This is a genomic window from Skermania piniformis, assembly GCF_019285775.1.
GTDB classification, from domain to species: Bacteria; Actinomycetota; Actinomycetes; order Mycobacteriales; family Mycobacteriaceae; genus Skermania; species Skermania pinensis.
This window is the reverse complement of sequence record NZ_CP079105.1, coordinates 3,632,211-3,648,819: the sequence shown is the minus strand read 5'-3', so window position 1 is coordinate 3,648,819 and position 16,609 is coordinate 3,632,211. Positions and strand designations below refer to the sequence as shown.

The 16,609-nt window shown below is 69.3% G+C and carries 14 protein-coding genes; 11 read left to right on the top strand and 3 right to left on the bottom strand.

Annotation, left to right across the window (positions count from 1 at the left end; translation table 11 throughout):
• Nucleotides 1–73 precede the first annotated feature (73 nt).
• From KV203_RS16985 to purD, 3 genes are read left to right on the top strand one after another with little or no spacing between them, the layout of a single operon-like run.
• Nucleotides 74–1,297 (top strand): bifunctional glycosyltransferase family 2/GtrA family protein, encoded by a 1,224-nt coding sequence (locus tag KV203_RS16985; protein ID WP_066474152.1) that lies wholly within the window; start codon nucleotides 74–76, stop codon nucleotides 1,295–1,297.
• On the top strand, nucleotides 1,294–3,363 hold the full coding sequence (locus KV203_RS16980; RefSeq protein ID WP_066474149.1) for a glycosyltransferase family 39 protein: 2,070 nt from the start codon (nucleotides 1,294–1,296) through the stop codon (nucleotides 3,361–3,363). Before KV203_RS16985 ends, KV203_RS16980 begins: the two co-directional genes overlap by 4 nt.
• Nucleotides 3,364–3,395: 32 nt before the next feature.
• Nucleotides 3,396–4,676, top strand: coding sequence for a phosphoribosylamine--glycine ligase (purD, locus tag KV203_RS16975; protein WP_066474305.1), 1,281 nt, complete (start codon nucleotides 3,396–3,398; stop codon nucleotides 4,674–4,676).
• Between the two features lie 12 nt (nucleotides 4,677–4,688).
• On the opposite strand, the gene KV203_RS19805 is transcribed toward purD, so the two are convergent.
• Nucleotides 4,689–5,891 (bottom strand): M23 family metallopeptidase, encoded by a 1,203-nt coding sequence (locus KV203_RS19805; protein ID WP_066474148.1) that lies wholly within the window; start codon nucleotides 5,889–5,891, stop codon nucleotides 4,689–4,691.
• Nucleotides 5,892–5,978: 87 nt separating this feature from the next.
• Between KV203_RS19805 and KV203_RS16965 the strand changes: the two genes are divergently transcribed.
• From KV203_RS16965 to purB, 3 genes are all read left to right on the top strand, one after another.
• The gene (locus tag KV203_RS16965) at nucleotides 5,979–7,127 is read left to right on the top strand and encodes a pyridoxal phosphate-dependent aminotransferase (protein WP_157079954.1); all 1,149 of its coding nucleotides are present in this window, start codon (nucleotides 5,979–5,981) and stop codon (nucleotides 7,125–7,127) included.
• Between the two features lie 67 nt (nucleotides 7,128–7,194).
• The gene (locus KV203_RS16960; RefSeq protein ID WP_066474145.1) at nucleotides 7,195–7,803 is read left to right on the top strand and encodes a TetR/AcrR family transcriptional regulator; all 609 of its coding nucleotides are present in this window, start codon (nucleotides 7,195–7,197) and stop codon (nucleotides 7,801–7,803) included.
• Nucleotides 7,804–7,894: 91 nt separating this feature from the next.
• Entirely contained in the window at nucleotides 7,895–9,259 is a 1,365-nt protein-coding gene (gene purB / locus KV203_RS16955; RefSeq protein WP_066474304.1) for an adenylosuccinate lyase, read from the top strand.
• Between the two features lie 36 nt (nucleotides 9,260–9,295).
• Here purB and KV203_RS16950 read toward each other — a convergent pair whose 3' ends face one another.
• Nucleotides 9,296–9,874, bottom strand: a complete 579-nt coding sequence (locus tag KV203_RS16950) for a TerD family protein (RefSeq protein WP_066474139.1) — start codon at nucleotides 9,872–9,874, stop codon at nucleotides 9,296–9,298.
• A gap of 165 nt (nucleotides 9,875–10,039) precedes the next feature.
• Between KV203_RS16950 and KV203_RS16945 the strand changes: the two genes are divergently transcribed.
• The 5 genes from KV203_RS16945 to KV203_RS16925 are packed head-to-tail and all read left to right on the top strand — an operon-like array spanning nucleotide 10,040 to nucleotide 16,084.
• Nucleotides 10,040–10,468, top strand: a complete 429-nt coding sequence (locus tag KV203_RS16945; protein WP_066474302.1) for an HIT family protein — start codon at nucleotides 10,040–10,042, stop codon at nucleotides 10,466–10,468.
• A gap of 36 nt (nucleotides 10,469–10,504) precedes the next feature.
• Nucleotides 10,505–11,410, top strand: coding sequence for a phosphoribosylaminoimidazolesuccinocarboxamide synthase (locus KV203_RS16940; protein WP_066474136.1), 906 nt, complete (start codon nucleotides 10,505–10,507; stop codon nucleotides 11,408–11,410).
• A 36-nt stretch (nucleotides 11,411–11,446) separates the two neighbouring features.
• On the top strand, nucleotides 11,447–13,600 hold the full coding sequence (locus KV203_RS16935; protein WP_066474133.1) for a S9 family peptidase: 2,154 nt from the start codon (nucleotides 11,447–11,449) through the stop codon (nucleotides 13,598–13,600).
• Nucleotides 13,601–13,627: 27 nt separating this feature from the next.
• On the top strand, nucleotides 13,628–14,395 hold the full coding sequence (locus KV203_RS16930; protein ID WP_066474130.1) for an SDR family oxidoreductase: 768 nt from the start codon (nucleotides 13,628–13,630) through the stop codon (nucleotides 14,393–14,395).
• Between the two features lie 33 nt (nucleotides 14,396–14,428).
• Nucleotides 14,429–16,084 (top strand): FAD-binding dehydrogenase, encoded by a 1,656-nt coding sequence (locus KV203_RS16925; protein WP_066474127.1) that lies wholly within the window; start codon nucleotides 14,429–14,431, stop codon nucleotides 16,082–16,084.
• A 31-nt stretch (nucleotides 16,085–16,115) separates the two neighbouring features.
• Here KV203_RS16925 and KV203_RS16920 read toward each other — a convergent pair whose 3' ends face one another.
• Entirely contained in the window at nucleotides 16,116–16,604 is a 489-nt protein-coding gene (locus KV203_RS16920) for a glutathione peroxidase (protein ID WP_066474300.1), read from the bottom strand.
• Nucleotides 16,605–16,609 lie beyond the last annotated feature (5 nt).

Here is a 16,609-nt window from a genome sequence, read left to right as displayed (position 1 = left end):
CGCTCCGGCGTTGCCAGCTTCTTCCCAGCTTCGACGCAGGGATGGGTCAGCTCCACCGACAAGAGTTGCGCCCATGACGAAAGTAATGACCGATCCGGACCCGGCGAGGGTGCGCCCCGCGCCGACCGAGGCGGCGACGATCGACATCGTCGTCCCCGTCTACAACGAGGAGCGCGACCTGGCTACGTGTGTCCGGCGGTTGCATGGCTTCCTGCGGACCGGTCTGCCCTATCGCGCTCAGATCACCATTGCCGACAACGCCAGCACCGATTCGACACTTGCGGTAGCGCACGAACTCGCCGCCGAACTCGACGGGGTGCGGGTATTGCACCTGGACGTGAAGGGTCGAGGTCGGGCGTTGCGGTCGGCCTGGTCGGCCTCGGACGCCGACGTGGTCGCCTACATGGATGTCGACCTGTCCACCGACCTCAACGCGCTGTTGCCGCTGGTCGCGCCACTGCTGTCCGGGCATTCCGACATCGCCGTCGGCAGCCGGCTCAGCCGGGGTTCGCGCGTGGTCCGCGGCCCGAAGCGGGAGATCATCTCCCGCTGCTACAACCTGTTGCTGCGCACGTCCTTGCGTACCCGGTTCGCCGACGCCCAGTGCGGGTTCAAGGCGATCCGCACCGATGTGGCCCGGCGTCTGCTGCCGCTGGTGGCCGACGGCGAGTGGTTCTTCGACACCGAGCTGCTGGTGATCGCCGAGCGGGCCGGGCTCCGCATCCACGAGGTGCCGGTCGATTGGATCGATGATGCCGACAGTCGGGTCGACATCATCGACACCGCCCGCAAGGACCTCCGCGGGATCTGGCGACTCGGTCGGGCATTGGGCAACGGAACGCTGCCGCTGGACGAGGTTCGGGCCGCGCTCGGCCGGGAGCCGCTGGTGCCCGGCGTGCCGGTCGGCATGGTCGGTCAGTTGGTCCGGTTCGCCATCATCGGCGTGGCCAGCACCGTCGCTTACGCCGTGCTCTACCTGGCGTTGCATTCGATCGTCGGGGCGCAGGCGGCCAACCTGTTCGCGCTGTTGCTGACCGCGATCTTCAACACGGCGGCGAACCGGTCGTTCACCTTCGGCGTCGCCGGCGCGTCCGGGATGGTGCGGCACCAGGCCCAGGGCTTGCTCATCTTCGGGTTCGGCCTGCTGCTCACCAGCGGCTCGCTCTTCGTCCTGCAGCACGGATATCCGGCCGCGTCCAAGCATCTGGAACTCGCGGTGCTCGTGGTGGCGAACCTGGTCGCCACGCTGGTCCGGTTCATCGGGTTGCGCTGGGTGTTCCGGGCGGCCGCGCGATGACCGTCACCGGACTACACCGGCCGCGGACCGCTCCGTCGCCCGAACCCGCGGCGGCGCCGGCCGGGCGCCCGCGATGGGAGTACCCCGCGTTGGCGTTGCTGCTGGTCGGCACCGCCGTCGCGTACCTGTGGAACCTGAGCGCGTCCGGCTGGGGCAACGCGTTCTACGCCGCAGCCGCCCAGGCCGGGTCGGTGTCCTGGAAGGCCTTCTTCTTCGGCTCCTCCGATGCGGCGAACTCGATCACCGTCGACAAGCCGCCGGCTTCGGTCTGGGTGATGGCACTGTCGGTCCGACTGTTCGGCCTGAGCAGCTGGAGCGTGCTGGTCCCGCAGGTGCTGATCGGCGTCGGCTCGGTGGCGTTGCTCTGGGCGACCATGCGTCGCCAGTTCGGGGCCGCGGCCGGGCTGATCGCCGGCCTGGTGTTGGCGGTCACCCCGGTGGCCGCGCTGATGTTCCGCTACGACAATCCCGACGCACTGTTGGTGCTGCTGATGATCGCTGCAGTGGCCACACTGCTGCGGGCAGTGGAAGACGGCCGCACCCGCTGGCTGGTGGCGACCGGTGCGCTGGTCGGCTTCGGGTTTCTCACCAAGCAGCTGCAGGTGTTGCTGATCGTGCCGGCGCTGGCGCTCACCTATCTGCTCGCCGGGCCGCCCGGCCTGGCCAAGCGGATCGGGCAGCTCCTCGCTGCCGGTGCGTCGTTGGTGGTCGCGGCCGGCTGGTGGGTTGCGGCGGTGGAACTGTGGCCGGCGTCGTCGCGGCCGTGGATCGGCGGCTCGCAGAACAACTCGATCCTCGAGCTGACCTTCGGCTACAACGGGCTGGGTCGGCTCAACGGCAACGAACGCGGCAGCGTCGGTCCGGGCATGTTCGAACAGTTGGCCGAGCAATTCCCGGGCGGCGAGCTCCCCGGCGGCGCGGGAATGCCGGGCGGCGGCGGGCCGTGGGGTTCGGCCGGTATCTGGCGGATGTTCGAGCCGGCACAGGGCGGTCAGATCGCCTGGCTCCTCCCGGCCGCACTCGCGCTGCTGGTGCTGGGCTTGGTGTTGCGCGGCCGCGCGCCGCGTACCGATGCACCGCGGGCGGCCTTGCTGGTCTGGGGCGGCTGGCTCCTGATCACCGGCCTGACCTTCAGCTTCATGCAGGGGATCTTCCACGAGTACTACACGGTGGCGTTGGCGCCGGCCGTCGCGGCGCTGGTCGGTGCCGGGGTGGTGCTGGGTTGGCGGGTGCGAGACCGTGCCTGGGTGCGTGCCGCGCTGGCCGGGACGCTCGCGGCGACCGGGTGGATGGCGTGGGTGCTGCTCGATCGCACGCCGGACTTCGTGCCGTGGCTGCGGTGGCTGGTGGTCGTGGCTGCGGTCGTCGGGGTGGTGCTGCTCCTGGTACCGCAGGCGACAGCCGGCCGGGCCGGGATGGTTACCGCGCTGGTCGCTGCCTTCGCTGCCCTGGCCGGACCGGTGGCATACGCTGCCGACACGATCGCCACCCCGCACCACGGCGGGATCGTGTCCGCCGGTCCCGGCACCGGCTTCGGCCCGGGTGGTGGCCGGGGTCCGGGTGGGATGCCGGGGATGCCGGCCGGTGGGATGCCGGGGATGCCGGCCGGTGGGATGCCGGGGATGCCGGCCGGTGGGATGCCGGGGATGCCGGGTGGCACCGATGCCCGGGGTGCGGCCGAGCGGGGAATGGGTGGACCGGCCGGCGGTCTGCTCGAGGGCAGTAAGCCGGGCCCGGCGGTGACGGCTGCGTTGCTCGCCGATAGTGCGGATTACACCTGGGTGGCGGCGACCGTGGGCGCGAACAGCGCCGCCGGCTACCAGCTGGCCACGCAGTTGCCGGTGATGCCGATCGGCGGGTTCAACGGCACCGATCCGTCGCCGACCCTGGCCCAATTCCAGGAGTACGTCCGGGACGGCCGGATCCACTATTTCATCGCGGGTGGTGGCATGGGTTTCGGTGGCCGGGGAGTCGGCACGTCGGCGGAGATCACGCAGTGGGTGGAGCAGACCTTCACCGCGAAGGAGGTGGACGGGGTCACGCTCTACGACCTGACCGCCGGCTGATCATCGGTTGACCTGCGCGTAAGGTGCTCCGGGTGCACGTACTCGTGATCGGGTCCGGAGCCCGAGAGCATGCTCTGCTGGCCGCGATGTCCGGTGACCCTCGGGTCACCGGACTTTTCGCGGCTCCGGGGAACGCCGGGATCGCCCGGATCGCGCAGACCGCCCCGGTGGACGTGTCGTCGGGAGCCGAGGTTGTCGCACTCGCCCGCGCGGTGGCTGCCGACTTGGTGGTGATCGGGCCCGAGGTGCCGCTGGTGCGCGGGGTCGCCGACGCGGTCCGGTCCGCCGGGATCGCCTGCTTCGGACCGTCGGCCGCGGCCGCCCGGATCGAGGGTTCCAAGGCGTTCGCCAAGGATGTGATGGCGGCGGCGGGCGTGCGTACCGCGCACGCCGAAGTGGTGGACACCCCGGCACGGCTCGACGCCGCGCTCGATCGGTTCGGCCCGACCTGGGTGGTCAAGGACGACGGCCTGGCCGCCGGCAAGGGCGTGGTGGTGACCACCGATCGATCGGTCGCTCGCGATCACGCCGCCGAGTTGCTGGAAAAGGGCCACCCGGTGTTGCTGGAGTCGTTCCTCGACGGCCCCGAGGTGTCGCTGTTCTGTCTGGTCGACGGGCCGACCGTGGTGCCGCTGCTGCCCGCGCAGGACCACAAGCGGGTGGGCGACGGCGACGCCGGTCCGAACACCGGCGGGATGGGCGCCTACACCCCGCTACCGTGGCTACCGCCGGAGATGGTCACCCGGATCGTCGACGAGATCGTCGCGCCGGTCGCCGCCGAGCTGGTGGCCCGCGACAGCGCCTTCTCCGGGCTGCTGTACACCGGCCTGGCGATCGGAGCGGACGGGCCGGCGGTGGTCGAGTTCAACTGCCGCTTCGGTGATCCGGAGACCCAGGCGGTGCTGGCCCTGCTGGACAGTCCGCTCGCCGAACTGTTGCACGCGACGGCGACCGGGCGGCTCGCCGAGGTACCGCCGCTGCGGTGGCGCGACGGCGCCGCGGTGACTGTCGTGGTGGCCGCGGAGAACTATCCGGGCGTCCCGCGCGTGGGGGATGTGATCACCGGGGCCGGCGGACCGGGGGTACTGCATGCCGGGACGGTCGTGCGGGACGACGGCGCCGTGGTGTCCGCCGGCGGCCGGGTGCTCAGCGTGATCGGCACCGGGCCGGACCTGGCAGCGGCCCGGGAACAGGCCTACGACCGACTGGCTGCGATCAAGTTGCCGGGTAGTCACTACCGCACCGATATTGCCGCCGCCGCGGTGGCAGATCGGATTCGAGTCCGAGCCGGCAGGTCAGCACCGTCCGAATGAACCCGGGGTCGGTCACGAGGTGAGCGCGATCCCGCGCTGCGCCAGCCACAGCTGCGGGTCCACGTGCTGCCCGTCGACGATCACCTCGAAGTGCAGATGCGGGCCGGACGAGTCGCCGCGGTTACCGATCCGGGCGATCTGCATCCCGGCCGGAACTCGCTCGCCGACCGAGACGAAGAAGTCGTACATGTGGCCGTAGACGGTGATCGTGCCGTCGTCGTGCCGGATGCGCACCCACAGACCGAAGCCGCTGGCCGGGCCGGCGTCGATCACCGTGCCGGCCGCGACCGCGTAGATCGGGGTACCGATCGCATTGGCGATGTCGATGCCCTGGTGGTAGGTGCCCCAGCGGGGACCGAACGCGGAGGTGAACGTACCCCGGGCCGGGACGACGAAGCCGTTCGCGCCCGGCGCGATGCCACCGATCCCGGCGGCGGCCAACGCCGACGGGGAGCCACCCATCCACGGCTGCCATTGTCCCGCCGCGGCGGCGGCGGCCTCGCGCTTCGCCTGATCCAGCGTGCTGCTGCCGCCCGCCGGAGCGGGTGCCGGCAACGCCGCCGACGGCAACGCTGCCGTCGGCGGCGGTGCGGCCAGGCCGGCTCGTAGTTGGGTGGCGGCGGCGGCATCGGCCACCACCCGCTGCTCCCGGATCTGCTCGCCGTTCGCCACCTGGTTCAGGTATCGCTGCACCGAGCGCGGCGAGAGCAGGACCTGCTGCGGATGCGTCAGATCGAGCGGCACGGCTCCCGGCACCGGCTGGTAGGCGAGCACTTCCGGCAGGCCGCCGCCGGTCGACTCGCCACCGCGCGCCGGGATGGCATCGGCGCCGACAACCAAGGCGAGTGCGGCTACCAGGCCGAGCACGACCCGGTCCCGCCGCCGTCGGCCGACGCCCACTTCGACCGGGGCCACTTCGACCGGGGCCGCGGCGGCCGGATCGGTGGCGTCGGTATCCGGCTCGGCTGTCGGGGTCTCGGATCCTGCGGTGTCCGGCTCGGCGTCGGATGGCTCGGTCTCGGATCCTGCGGTGTCCGGCTCGGTGTCGGATGGCTCGGGGGTGTCCGGCTCGAGCGGGTCGGGCGCGACGGGAAGCGCCGGGCGCACGTCCTCGACCACGTCGACAACGTGCACCGGTTCGGTCACATCGTCGGCCACCGGCAGGGTGCCGGCACGGTGTTCGTCGGCGCGAGCCGACTCGAGGTCGAGAGACACCTCTGCGACGATACCGGCCGAATGCGCCCGCCGTCGGCGGTCCGAGATGGGTTCCCTGGACCGTTGCTACGGCGTTAGCGTTGCGTCGTGGCAGCCGAATCGAGCCGATCCCGGATTCCGCCGTTTCACGTTATGGACGTGTTGGCTGCGGCCAACGAGCGTGCCCGGACGCACGGAGACGTCCTCATCCTCTGCGCGGGCCAGCCCTCGACTCCGGCGCCCGGACCGGTCCTGCGCGCCACCCGGGAGGCGCTGGACTCGCGGGTGCTCGGCTACACCGAGACGTTCGGTATCCGAGACCTGCGGGAAGCGATCGCCGCCCATCACCGGGCGGTTTCCGGGATCGAGGTCGAGGCCGACGACGTGGTCGTCACCACCGGTTCGTCGGGTGCATTCAGCCTGCTCTTCCTGGCCGCATTCGACGTCGGCGACACCGTCGTGGTGGCCCGGCCCGGCTACCCCGCCTATCGCAACACGCTCACCGCGCTGGGCTGTCGGGTCGTCGAGCTGGATTGCGGCGCGGCCAGCCGATTCCAGCCGACCGTCGCCATGCTGGCGGCGTTGCCGCAGCCGCCGGCGGGCTTGATCGTGGCCAGTCCGGCAAACCCGACCGGCACGGTGATCGACCCGGACGAGCTCGCGGCCCTGGCCCGCTGGTGTTCGGCACACGGCACCCTGTTGATCTCGGACGAGATCTACCACGGGATCGTCTACGCCGGGCGGACCGCGAGCGCCTGGCAGACCTCCCGCGCGGCGGTGGTCATCGGCTCGGTGTCGAAGTACTTCTCGATGACCGGGTGGCGACTGGGCTGGATGCTGGTGCCGTCGGAACTGCGCCGGCCGTTGCAACGACTCGCCTCGAACTTGACCGTCTGCCCGCCGGCGATATCCCAATACGCGGCGATCGCCGCATTCTCTGCCGAGTCCCGGACCGAATTGGCCGGACATGTGCGGCGTTACGCGGCGAATCGGGAATTGCTCCTGGATGGTTTGGCGGAACTGGGAATCACCGATCTGGCGCCCGCCGACGGCGCTTTCTACGCGTATGCCGACATCTCCGAACTGACCCGAGATTCTGGGGCATGGTGTGCCGATATCCTCGCTCGAACCGGGGTCGCGCTGGCGCCCGGTATCGATTTCGACACCGTGAGAGGGGTTTGCAGCGTGCGGATTTCGTTCGCCGGCGGAAGTGCGGAGATCGCCGAGGCGTTGTCCCGATTGGCGACGGTGTTGTAGCGGGTCACATTCGGCCAGCTTGGGCAATTCGACCGAACTCGGCGCGCCTGCCTGGCACGATTGTGGCGTGACCACCGCCGTGACTCCAAAGGGGGAGCGGCGCCGCCACGCCCTGGTAGAGGCGGCGTCCGAGTTGTTGCTCGAGGGCGGCTTCGACGCGGTTCGGCATCGTTCGGTGGCCACTCGGGCCCGGCTTCCGCTTGCCTCGACCACCTACTACTTCGAGTCGCTCGACGAGCTGATCGCCTGCGCTGTCGAGTTCACCGGGGCCGAGGAACTGACCGCGATGCGGGATCGGGTGCACCGGATCAGCCACCGCCGCCGGGGGCCCGAGGCGACCGTCGATCTGATGCTGGATCTGCTGGTTTCGGCGGAGACCGACGAGTCGGCGCGCGAGCATCTCATCGCCCGGTACGAGCGGTTCGTCGCGTCCGCCCGACATCCGGAGTTGCGGGCGGTGCAGCGACAGCTGCGGGCCCAGATCGACGAACTGCTCGCCGAGGTGATCCGCCGGTGCGGCCGAATCACCTCGCCGGAACAGGTGCGTCGGTTGGCCGGCGTGGTCGACGGCGCGGTGGTCGGCGCGCTCAGCGAGGCGGATCCGGACCCCCGCGGTACCGCCCGGGAAGCGCTGCTGGAGATCGTCGACGTGGTTGCCCCACAGGTGGATCGCTGAGGCTGCCGGTCGGCGGCCGCTAAACTGGCGCGACGTGACCGTCGTGCCGAACGTTCTCGCTGCTCGCTATGCCAGCCCGGAACTGACCCGGATGTGGTCGCCGGAGCACAAGGTGGTGCTGGAGCGCCGGTTGTGGCTGGAAGTGCTTCGTGCGCAGGCGGAACTGGGTGTCGCGGTACCCGATGGCGTGATCGCCGACTACGAACGGGTGCTCGGTGCGGTGGACCTCGCCTCGATCGCCGCGCGCGAGCGGGTTACCCGGCACGATGTGAAAGCTCGAATCGAGGAGTTCAACGCGCTGGCCGGGCACGAACATGTGCACAAGGGAATGACCAGTCGCGACCTCACCGAGAACATCGAGCAGCTGCAGATCCTGGAGTCGTTGCGCTACGTGCACGCGCACGGCGTGGCGGTCGCGGCGCGACTGGCCGAGCGCGCCGTCGAATACTCCGCGACGGTGCTGACCGGGCGATCGCACAACGTCGCCGCCCAGGCGACCACGCTGGGCAAGCGATTCGCTTCCGTTGCTGATGAGTTGCTGGTTGCCCTGACCCGGCTCGCCGAGCTGATCGAGCGCTACCCGTTGCGCGGGATCAAGGGCCCGATGGGCACCGGGCAGGACATGCTGGATCTGTTCGACGGGGATCCGGCCAAGGTGGCCGAGTTGGAGCGTCGGGTCGCGACCCATCTGGGTTTCGCGCAGGTGCTGACCAGCGTCGGGCAGATCTACCCGCGCTCGCTCGACCACGACGTGGTGAGTGCGTTGGTGCAGCTGGGTGCGGCACCGTCGTCGTTCGCCCACACGATCCGGTTGATGGCCGGGCACGAGCTGGTCACCGAGGGTTTCCAGCCCGGTCAGGTCGGCTCGTCGGCGATGCCGCACAAGATGAACACCCGTTCGTGCGAGCGGGTGAACGGGCTGCAGGTGGTCCTGCGTGGGTACGCCGGGATGGCCGCCGAGCTGGCCGGTGCGCAGTGGAACGAAGGTGATGTGTTCTGTTCGGTCGTGCGCCGGGTGGCGCTGCCCGACGCGTTCTTCGCGATCGACGGGATGTTGGAGACGTTCCTGACGGTGCTCGCCGAGTTCGGTGCGTACCCGGCGGTGATCGCCCGGGAACTCGACCGCTACCTGCCGTTCCTGGCCACCACCCGGATTCTGCTGGCCGCGGTGCGGGCCGGCGTGGGCCGGGAGGTATCGCACGAGGTGATCAAGGAACATGCGGTGGCGGTGGCGCTGGCCATGCGCGAACAAGGTCGAGAGCCGGACCTGCTGGATCGCCTCGCCGCCGATCCGCGGCTACCACTGGACCGGGCTGCGTTGGCTGCCGCGCTCGCCGACCGGGCGGTCTTCATCGGCGCCGCGCCCACCCAGGTATCGCAGGTGGTCGCGGCGGTCGATGCCCTGGTCCGGCGCTATCCCGGCGCGGCCGACTACGCGCCGGCCGCGATTCTGTAGACCGGACCCGGCTCGGCCGGGACCGCCGGCGGCGGCTCAGCCGACGTTCACGCCGTAGTCGAGGGCGATCCCACGCAGGCCGGAGGCGTAGCCCTGCCCGATCGCGCGGAACTTCCACTCGTCGTTGTGCCGGTAGAGCTCGCCGAACACCATCGACGTCTCGGTGGACGCGTCCTCGGACAGGTCGTAGCGAGCCAGTTCTCGATCGGTGTCACGATCCACGATCCGGATGTAGGCGTTGCGGACCTGACCGAAGCTCTGCTGCCGGGTGTCGGCGTCGTAGATCGAGACCGGGAAGACGATGGTGGTCACGGTCGGTGGTACCGCCGCCAGATCGACATTGATCACCTCGTCGTCGCCCTCGCCCTCCCCGGTGAGGTTGTCGCCGGTGTGCTCGATCGAACCGTCCGGCGAACGCAGGTTGTTGAAGAAGACGAAGTATTGATCCGACAGCACCCGCCGGTTCGCTCCGGTGGCGATGGCGCTGGCGTCGAGGTCGTAGTCGGCGCCGGTGGTGGATCGCACGTCCCAACCCAGCCCGACCGCGACCTGCCGCAGATTCGGCGCCTGCTTGCTCAGCGAGACGTTTCCGCCTTTGGCGAGACTGACGCTCATTTTCCTTGACCTCCTGGAACCGATCTCGACTACCGGACGGCCCGAGCGTCGCCGGCACATTTCATCGTAACGAGCAATTGAAAGCATGGTCCCAGCCCGGCCGGCCGCTCGGTGTCGTTCGCTCGGTGGAACTTTCCGCCCGGTCGGGTCGGTACGGTCGACGGTGTGGACCCCTACACGATCTTCGGCGACATCGTCGCCGGCCGGGCACCGGCGAGCAAGGTGTACGAGGACGACGACGTGTGTGCGTTCATGGACATTCGGCCGATCACCCCGGGGCACCTGTTGGTCGTCCCGAAAATTCCCGCGCGCAGCCTCGCCGAACTGGACCCCGCGGTCGGCGGCAAGCTGTTCGCGGTGGGGCAGCGGCTGGCTGCCGCGCTGCGCGCCAGCGAGGTCGGCTGCGACGGGGTGAACTTCTTTCTCGCCGACGGGGTGGTGGCCGGCCAGGAGGTGTTCCACGTGCATCTGCACGTCATTCCGCGCACCGTGGACGACGGCTTCCGGCTGCAGTTCCGGGTGCGGTTTCCGCCGCGCGCCGATCTCGACTACCTGGCCGGTTCGATCCGCGGCGCCCTGGACCGGGCCGACTGACCCGGACGCGGGCGATCGGCGGCTAGGCTCGGCGCGATGCGTCCTTCTCTGGAGTCATATCCGCACCTGGCCGGCGGCAAGGTGCGGGAGCTGTATGCCGTCGACGACGAGCACCTGCTGCTGGTGGCCACCGACCGGATCTCGGCGTTCGACCACGTCCTGAGCACGCCGATCCCGGACAAGGGTCGGGTGTTGACCGCGATGAGCTTCTTCTACTTCGATCTGCTCGGTGGCAACAACCACCTGGCCGGCCCGCCCGACGACCCGCGAATCCCGGACGCGGTGTTGGGCCGGGCGATGGTGGTTCGGCGATTGGCGATGATCCCGGTCGAATGCGTGGTCCGCGGGTACCTGACCGGCTCCGGCTTGACCGAGTACCGGCGCAGCGGTTCGGTGTGCGGGATCGACCTGCCGGCAGGCCTGGTCGAATCCGCCAAGCTCGACGATCCGATCTTCACCCCGACCACGAAAGCCCCGGTCGGTGCGCACGATGCGGCCATGGAGTTCGCTGCGGTGTCGGATCTGCTCGGCCCGGAGCTGGCCTTCCGGCTCCGCGAGGACAGCATCGACCTGTACTTCCGCGCGGCTGCCTACGCCGAGCAACGCGGGGTGATCCTGGCCGACACCAAGTTCGAGTTCGGTCGGGACGAGTCCGGCGAGCTGGTGCTGGCCGACGAGGTGCTCACCCCCGATTCGTCGCGCTACTGGCCGGCCGCCGAGTACACGCCCGGAACGGTGCAGTCCAGCTTCGACAAGCAGTATGTGCGGAACTGGTTGACCGGGCCGGACTCCGGCTGGGACCGCGACTCCGGTACGCCGCCCCCGGCCCTGCCGGATGCTGTCGTCGCCGCTACTCGTGCTCGGTATATCGATGCCTACGAACGTATCTCGGACCGGCGTTTCGCCGACTGGGCGCGGCCGGCGGCAACCGGGCTCGGCTGAACCGGTCCGGTACGGCACCACGTACGGTTAGGTCTCATGGGGCCTGAAGTTGTGTCTGATCCGCCGGTGGCCAAGTGTGTTCCGGTCGAACGCACCCACCACGGCGACACGGTCGTCGACCAGTACGAGTGGTTGCGGGAAAAGGACGATCCGGCAGTGATCGCCTATCTGGAGGCGGAGAACGCCTGGACCGACGCCCAGACCGCGCACCTGAAACCGTTGCAGGAAAAGATCTTCGAGGAGATCAAGGCGCGGACTCAGGAAACCGATCTATCGGTGCCGACCCGGATGGGCGACTACTGGTACTACTCGCGCTCCTTCGAGGGTAAGCAGTACGGGATGGAGTGTCGCCGTCCGGTAGCCGGACCGGACGACTGGACGCCGCCCGAGTTGATCGCGGACGCCGAGCCGGCCGACGAGCAGGTACTGCTCGACAGCAACCTGCTGGCCGAGGGCCATGACTTCTTCGCCCTCGGTGCTTGCACGGTGTCCGAAGATGGTGGCCTGCTGGCGTTTGCCACCGACGTCACCGGCGGTGAGCGGTACACGTTGCGGTTCAAGGACCTGGGCACCGGCGAGTTGCTGCCGGACGAGATCGACGATGTGGCGCCCGGGGCCACCTGGACCGACGACGGCGCCTACGTCTTCTATCGGACGATGGATGCGGCGTGGCGACCGGATTCGGTCTGGCGGCACCGGCTGGGCACCGACCGGAGCGCCGACGTGCGGGTGTATCACGAGCCGGACGAGCGGTTCTGGGCCGGCATCGCAGCCACCCGGTCACGGAAGTACCTGATCGCCGGTTCCAGCTCGAAGATCACGAGCGAGCTCCGGGTGCTGGAGATGGCCGATCCCGAGGGCGAGTTCCGGGTGTTGCTGCCCCGGGTGGAAGGTATCGAGTACGACGTCACGCACGCCGTCGTCGGTGGCGAGGACGTTTTCCTCTATCTGCACAACGGGTATCCGGCCGGTGGCGATCCGGCCGGGGGCGTCAAGGCGGAGAACTTCATGCTGGCGGCAGCTCCGGTGGCCGACCCGACCCGGCTGACCACGCTGATCGCGCATGACGACACGGTCCGGCTGGAAGATATCGCCGCGTTCGAGCATCACCTGGTGCTCAGCTATCGACGCGACGCATTGCCGCGGCTCGACATCTGGCCGCTGACCGCGGACGGCTACGGCGAGCGCCGGGAGCTGGCGACCGACCTGGCGCTGTTCTCGGTCGGGACGGTGGGAAACCCGGAGTGGAGTCAGCCGTTGCTGCGGGTCGGATTGACGTCCTACCTCACTCCGGTGCAGGTGTTCGACTACGACCTGACCAGCGGGGAACGGTACCTGCGCAAGGAGCAGCCGGTGCTGGGCGGCTACGACGCCGGCGCCTACGAGCAGTTCCAGGAGTGGGCCACGGCCGCAGACGGCACCCGGGTGCCGATCTCGGTCGTCCGGCGGAAGGGGATCCCCCAGCCGGCGCCGACCTTGCTCTACGGCTACGGCTCCTACGAGGCCAGCATCGACCCGGGATTTTCGGTTGCTCGGCTGTCCCTGCTGGACCGCGGCATGGTCTTCGCGGTATCGCACGTGCGGGGCGGTGGGGAACTGGGTCGGTTGTGGTACGAGAACGGCAAGAAGCTGAGCAAGACCAATACCTTCACCGACTTCGTCGCCTGTGCCCAGCACCTGATCGACACCGGGATGACCACCCCGAGCCGGTTGGTCGCCGACGGCGGCAGCGCCGGTGGATTGCTGATGGGCGCGGTGGCGAACCTGGCGCCGGAGCTGTTCGCCGGGATTCTGGCCAACGTGCCGTTCGTGGATCCGTTGACCTCGATCCTCGACCCGTCGTTGCCGCTGACCGTGATCGAGTGGGACGAGTGGGGCAATCCGTTGGACGACCCCGAGGTCTACGCCTACATGAAGGCGTACTCGCCGTACGAGAACGTCACCGCCCAGGACTACCCGGCGATTCTCGCGGTGACCAGTATCAACGACACGCGGGTGCTCTACGTCGAGCCGGCCAAGTGGGTTGCCCGGCTGCGCGCAACCAAGACCGGTACCGCACCGCTGCTGTTGAAGACCGAGATGAGTGCCGGGCACGGCGGGGTGAGCGGGCGGTACGCGCAATGGCGCGAGGTGGCGTTCGAGTACGCCTGGCTGCTGGATACCGCTGGTCTGGGTGATACCGCCGGGTAACCCGATCCGGTGTCGTAGCGTGACGCTGTGGCTTTGCTGACCGACAAAACCCTCGTCGTTGCCGGCGTCGGGCCCGGGTTGGGCCGAGAGGTCGCGCTGGCCGCGCACCGGGAAGGCGGCCGAGTCGTTCTGGGTGCGCGCACCGAGGCGAACCTGCGCGCGGTCGCGGGCGAGCTGGATCGGGTGACGTACCAGGTCACCGAGATCACCGACGGCGAATCCTGCCGCCGGCTCGTCGCGGCGGGGACGCAGGCGTTCGGTTCGGTCGATGCGTTGGTGGTGGTCGCCGCCCGGGACACCGACTTCGGCGGGATCGTCGATGCCGATCTGGATACCTGGCGGGCCGCGCTGGAGGTGAACCTGCTCGGGTCGATGCGGCTGGTGCAGGCGGCGGTGCCCGAACTGGCTCGGCGCGGTGGTTCGATTGTGTTGATCGGTACCCAGGCGATGTTCGCGCCGTCGTTGCCGCAGACCGCGTACGCGGCCTCCAAGGGCGCACTGCACGCCGCGATGTTGTCCTTGGCAAAAGAACTCGGTCCGCAGGCGATCCGGGTGAACACCGTCGTGCCGACCTGGATGTGGGGACCGAACGTCGAGGCCTACGTGCAGTTCCAGGCCGAGCGGAAGGGCGTCGAGCCGGCCGAGGTGCAGGCGGGGATCGCTCGCCGGATGGCGTTGCGCGAGATTCCCGAGGACGGTGACGTGGCCAACGCCGTGATCTTCTTCGCGTCCGAGCTGTCCCGGATGGTGACCGGGCAGACGTTGTTCGTCAACGCCGGCGAGTACTTCCGCTAGTCGACCGAAGGACGGGCCGCTACCGTGGGTGGCATGTCCGATGCTGCCGATGTGATCGTGGTCGGAGCCGGCCTGGCCGGCCTGGTGGCGGCGGCCGAGCTGGTCGATGCCGGTAAGCGAGTACTGATCCTGGACCAGGAGAACGCGAACAACCTTGGCGGACAGGCCTTTTGGTCGTTCGGCGGGCTCTTCTTCGTAGACAGCCCCGAGCAACGGCGGCTCGGTGTCGAGGACAGTTACGAGCTTGCGCTGGCGGACTGGCTGGGCAATGCCGGCTTCGATCGGGAGCGCGAGGACCACTGGCCGCGGCAGTGGGCGCAGGCCTACGTCGAGTTCGCCGCCGGGGAGAAACGCAGCTGGCTCGGCGGGCTGGGCCTGAAGGTGTTTCCGGTCGTCGGTTGGGCCGAGCGAGGCGGCTATACCGCGATCGGTCCGGGCAACTCGGTGCCCCGATTCCACATCACCTGGGGTACCGGGCCGGGCCTGGTGGAGGTCTTCGCCCGACGAGTAGCCGCCGGCGTGGATCGCGGTCTGGTCCGGTTTGCCTGGCGACATCGGGTGGACGACATCGTGGTCACCGCCGGCGCGGCGACCGGGGTACGCGGTGCGGTGCTCGAGCCGACCGACCTCGCCCGCGGCGTGGCGTCGTCGCGAACCGAGGTGGGCGAGTTCGAGTTCACCGCGCAGGCGGTCATCGTCACCTCCGGCGGGATCGGGCACAACTTCGAGCTGATCAAACAGAACTGGCCGACCCGGATGGGCCGGGCGCCGGAGCACATGCTGGCCGGGGTGCCGGCCCACGTGGACGGCCGGATGCTCGGTATCGCGGCCACCGCCGGCGCGAGCATCGTCAACTCCGACCGGATGTGGCACTACACCGAGGGCATCACCAACTACGAACCGATCTGGCCCGACCATGGCATCCGGATCATCCCGGGCCCGTCGTCGTTGTGGTTGGACGCCACCGGAAAGCGGTTGCCGCCGCCGGTGTTCCCTGGGTCGGACAGTCTCGGCACGATGGAGCGGATCGTAGCCACCGGATACGACTACAGCTGGTTCGTGTTGGATCAGAAGATCATCGAGAAGGAGTTCGGACTGTCCGGGCAGGAGCAGAACCCGGACCTCACCGATCGGGACGTCCGCAAGCTGCTCGACCGGGTACGTCCGGGAGCGCCCGCCCCGGTGCGCGCATTTCAGGAACGCGGGGTGGACTTCCTGGTTCGGGATTCGTTGTCGGAGTTGGTTGCCGCGATGAATCAGCTGACCGGTGCGGATCTGCTGGATCAGGCGACGGTCGAGCGGGAGCTGCGGGCCCGGGACAGCCAGTTCGACAACCCCTACACCAAGGACCATCAGGTGATGGCGATCCACAATGCCCGGGCCTACCGCCCGGACAAGATCAGCCGAGTGGCCTCCCCGCACCGGTTGCTCGACCCGAAGGCCGGTCCGCTGATCGCGGTGCGGTTGCATCTGCTGTCCCGGAAGACCCTGGGCGGCTTGGAAACCGACCTGACCAGCCAGGTGCGCCGGCCGGACGGTACGCCGTTCGACGGACTGTATGCGGCCGGTGAGGTGGCCGGCTTCGGTGGCGGTGGGGTACATGGCTACCGCGCGCTGGAGGGCACCTTCCTCGGCGGCTGCGTCTTTTCCGGCCGAGCCGCCGGGCGGGGAGTCGCGGCGCGGCTGTAGCCGGCCTCGGGTATCACCGCACCGCGCCGAGCTACAGGTAGGCGGCCACCTCGTCGGCGATCGCGGCGGGCTCGACCGTGGGCTCGAATCGCTTGACCACGTTGCCGTTCCGGTCGACCAGGAACTTCGTGAAGTTCCATTTCACGTCGTCCCGCCCGGCGTCCGGCATCATCCGGGAGATGACCTCGTAGAACTTGCCGTACTGCGGGCCGAAGTCGCCCGGCTGCTCGGCGCGCAGATAGCGATACAGCGGCGTGGCGTCGGGACCGTTCACCTCGATCCGGGCGAACACCGGAAAGGTCACGTCGTAGGTGACCCGGCAGAAGTCCTGGATCTCCGCGTCGGTGCCCGGCTCCTGCCCGCGGAACTGGTTGCACGGGAACCCGAGGATTTCCAGCCCTGCGTCCTGCTTGTCCCGGTAGAGGGCCTCGAGGCCTTCGTACTGCGGGGTGAGCCCGCACTTGCTGGCGGTGTTGACGATCAGCAGCACCTTGCCCGAGTAGCGGCTCAACGGCACCATCTCGC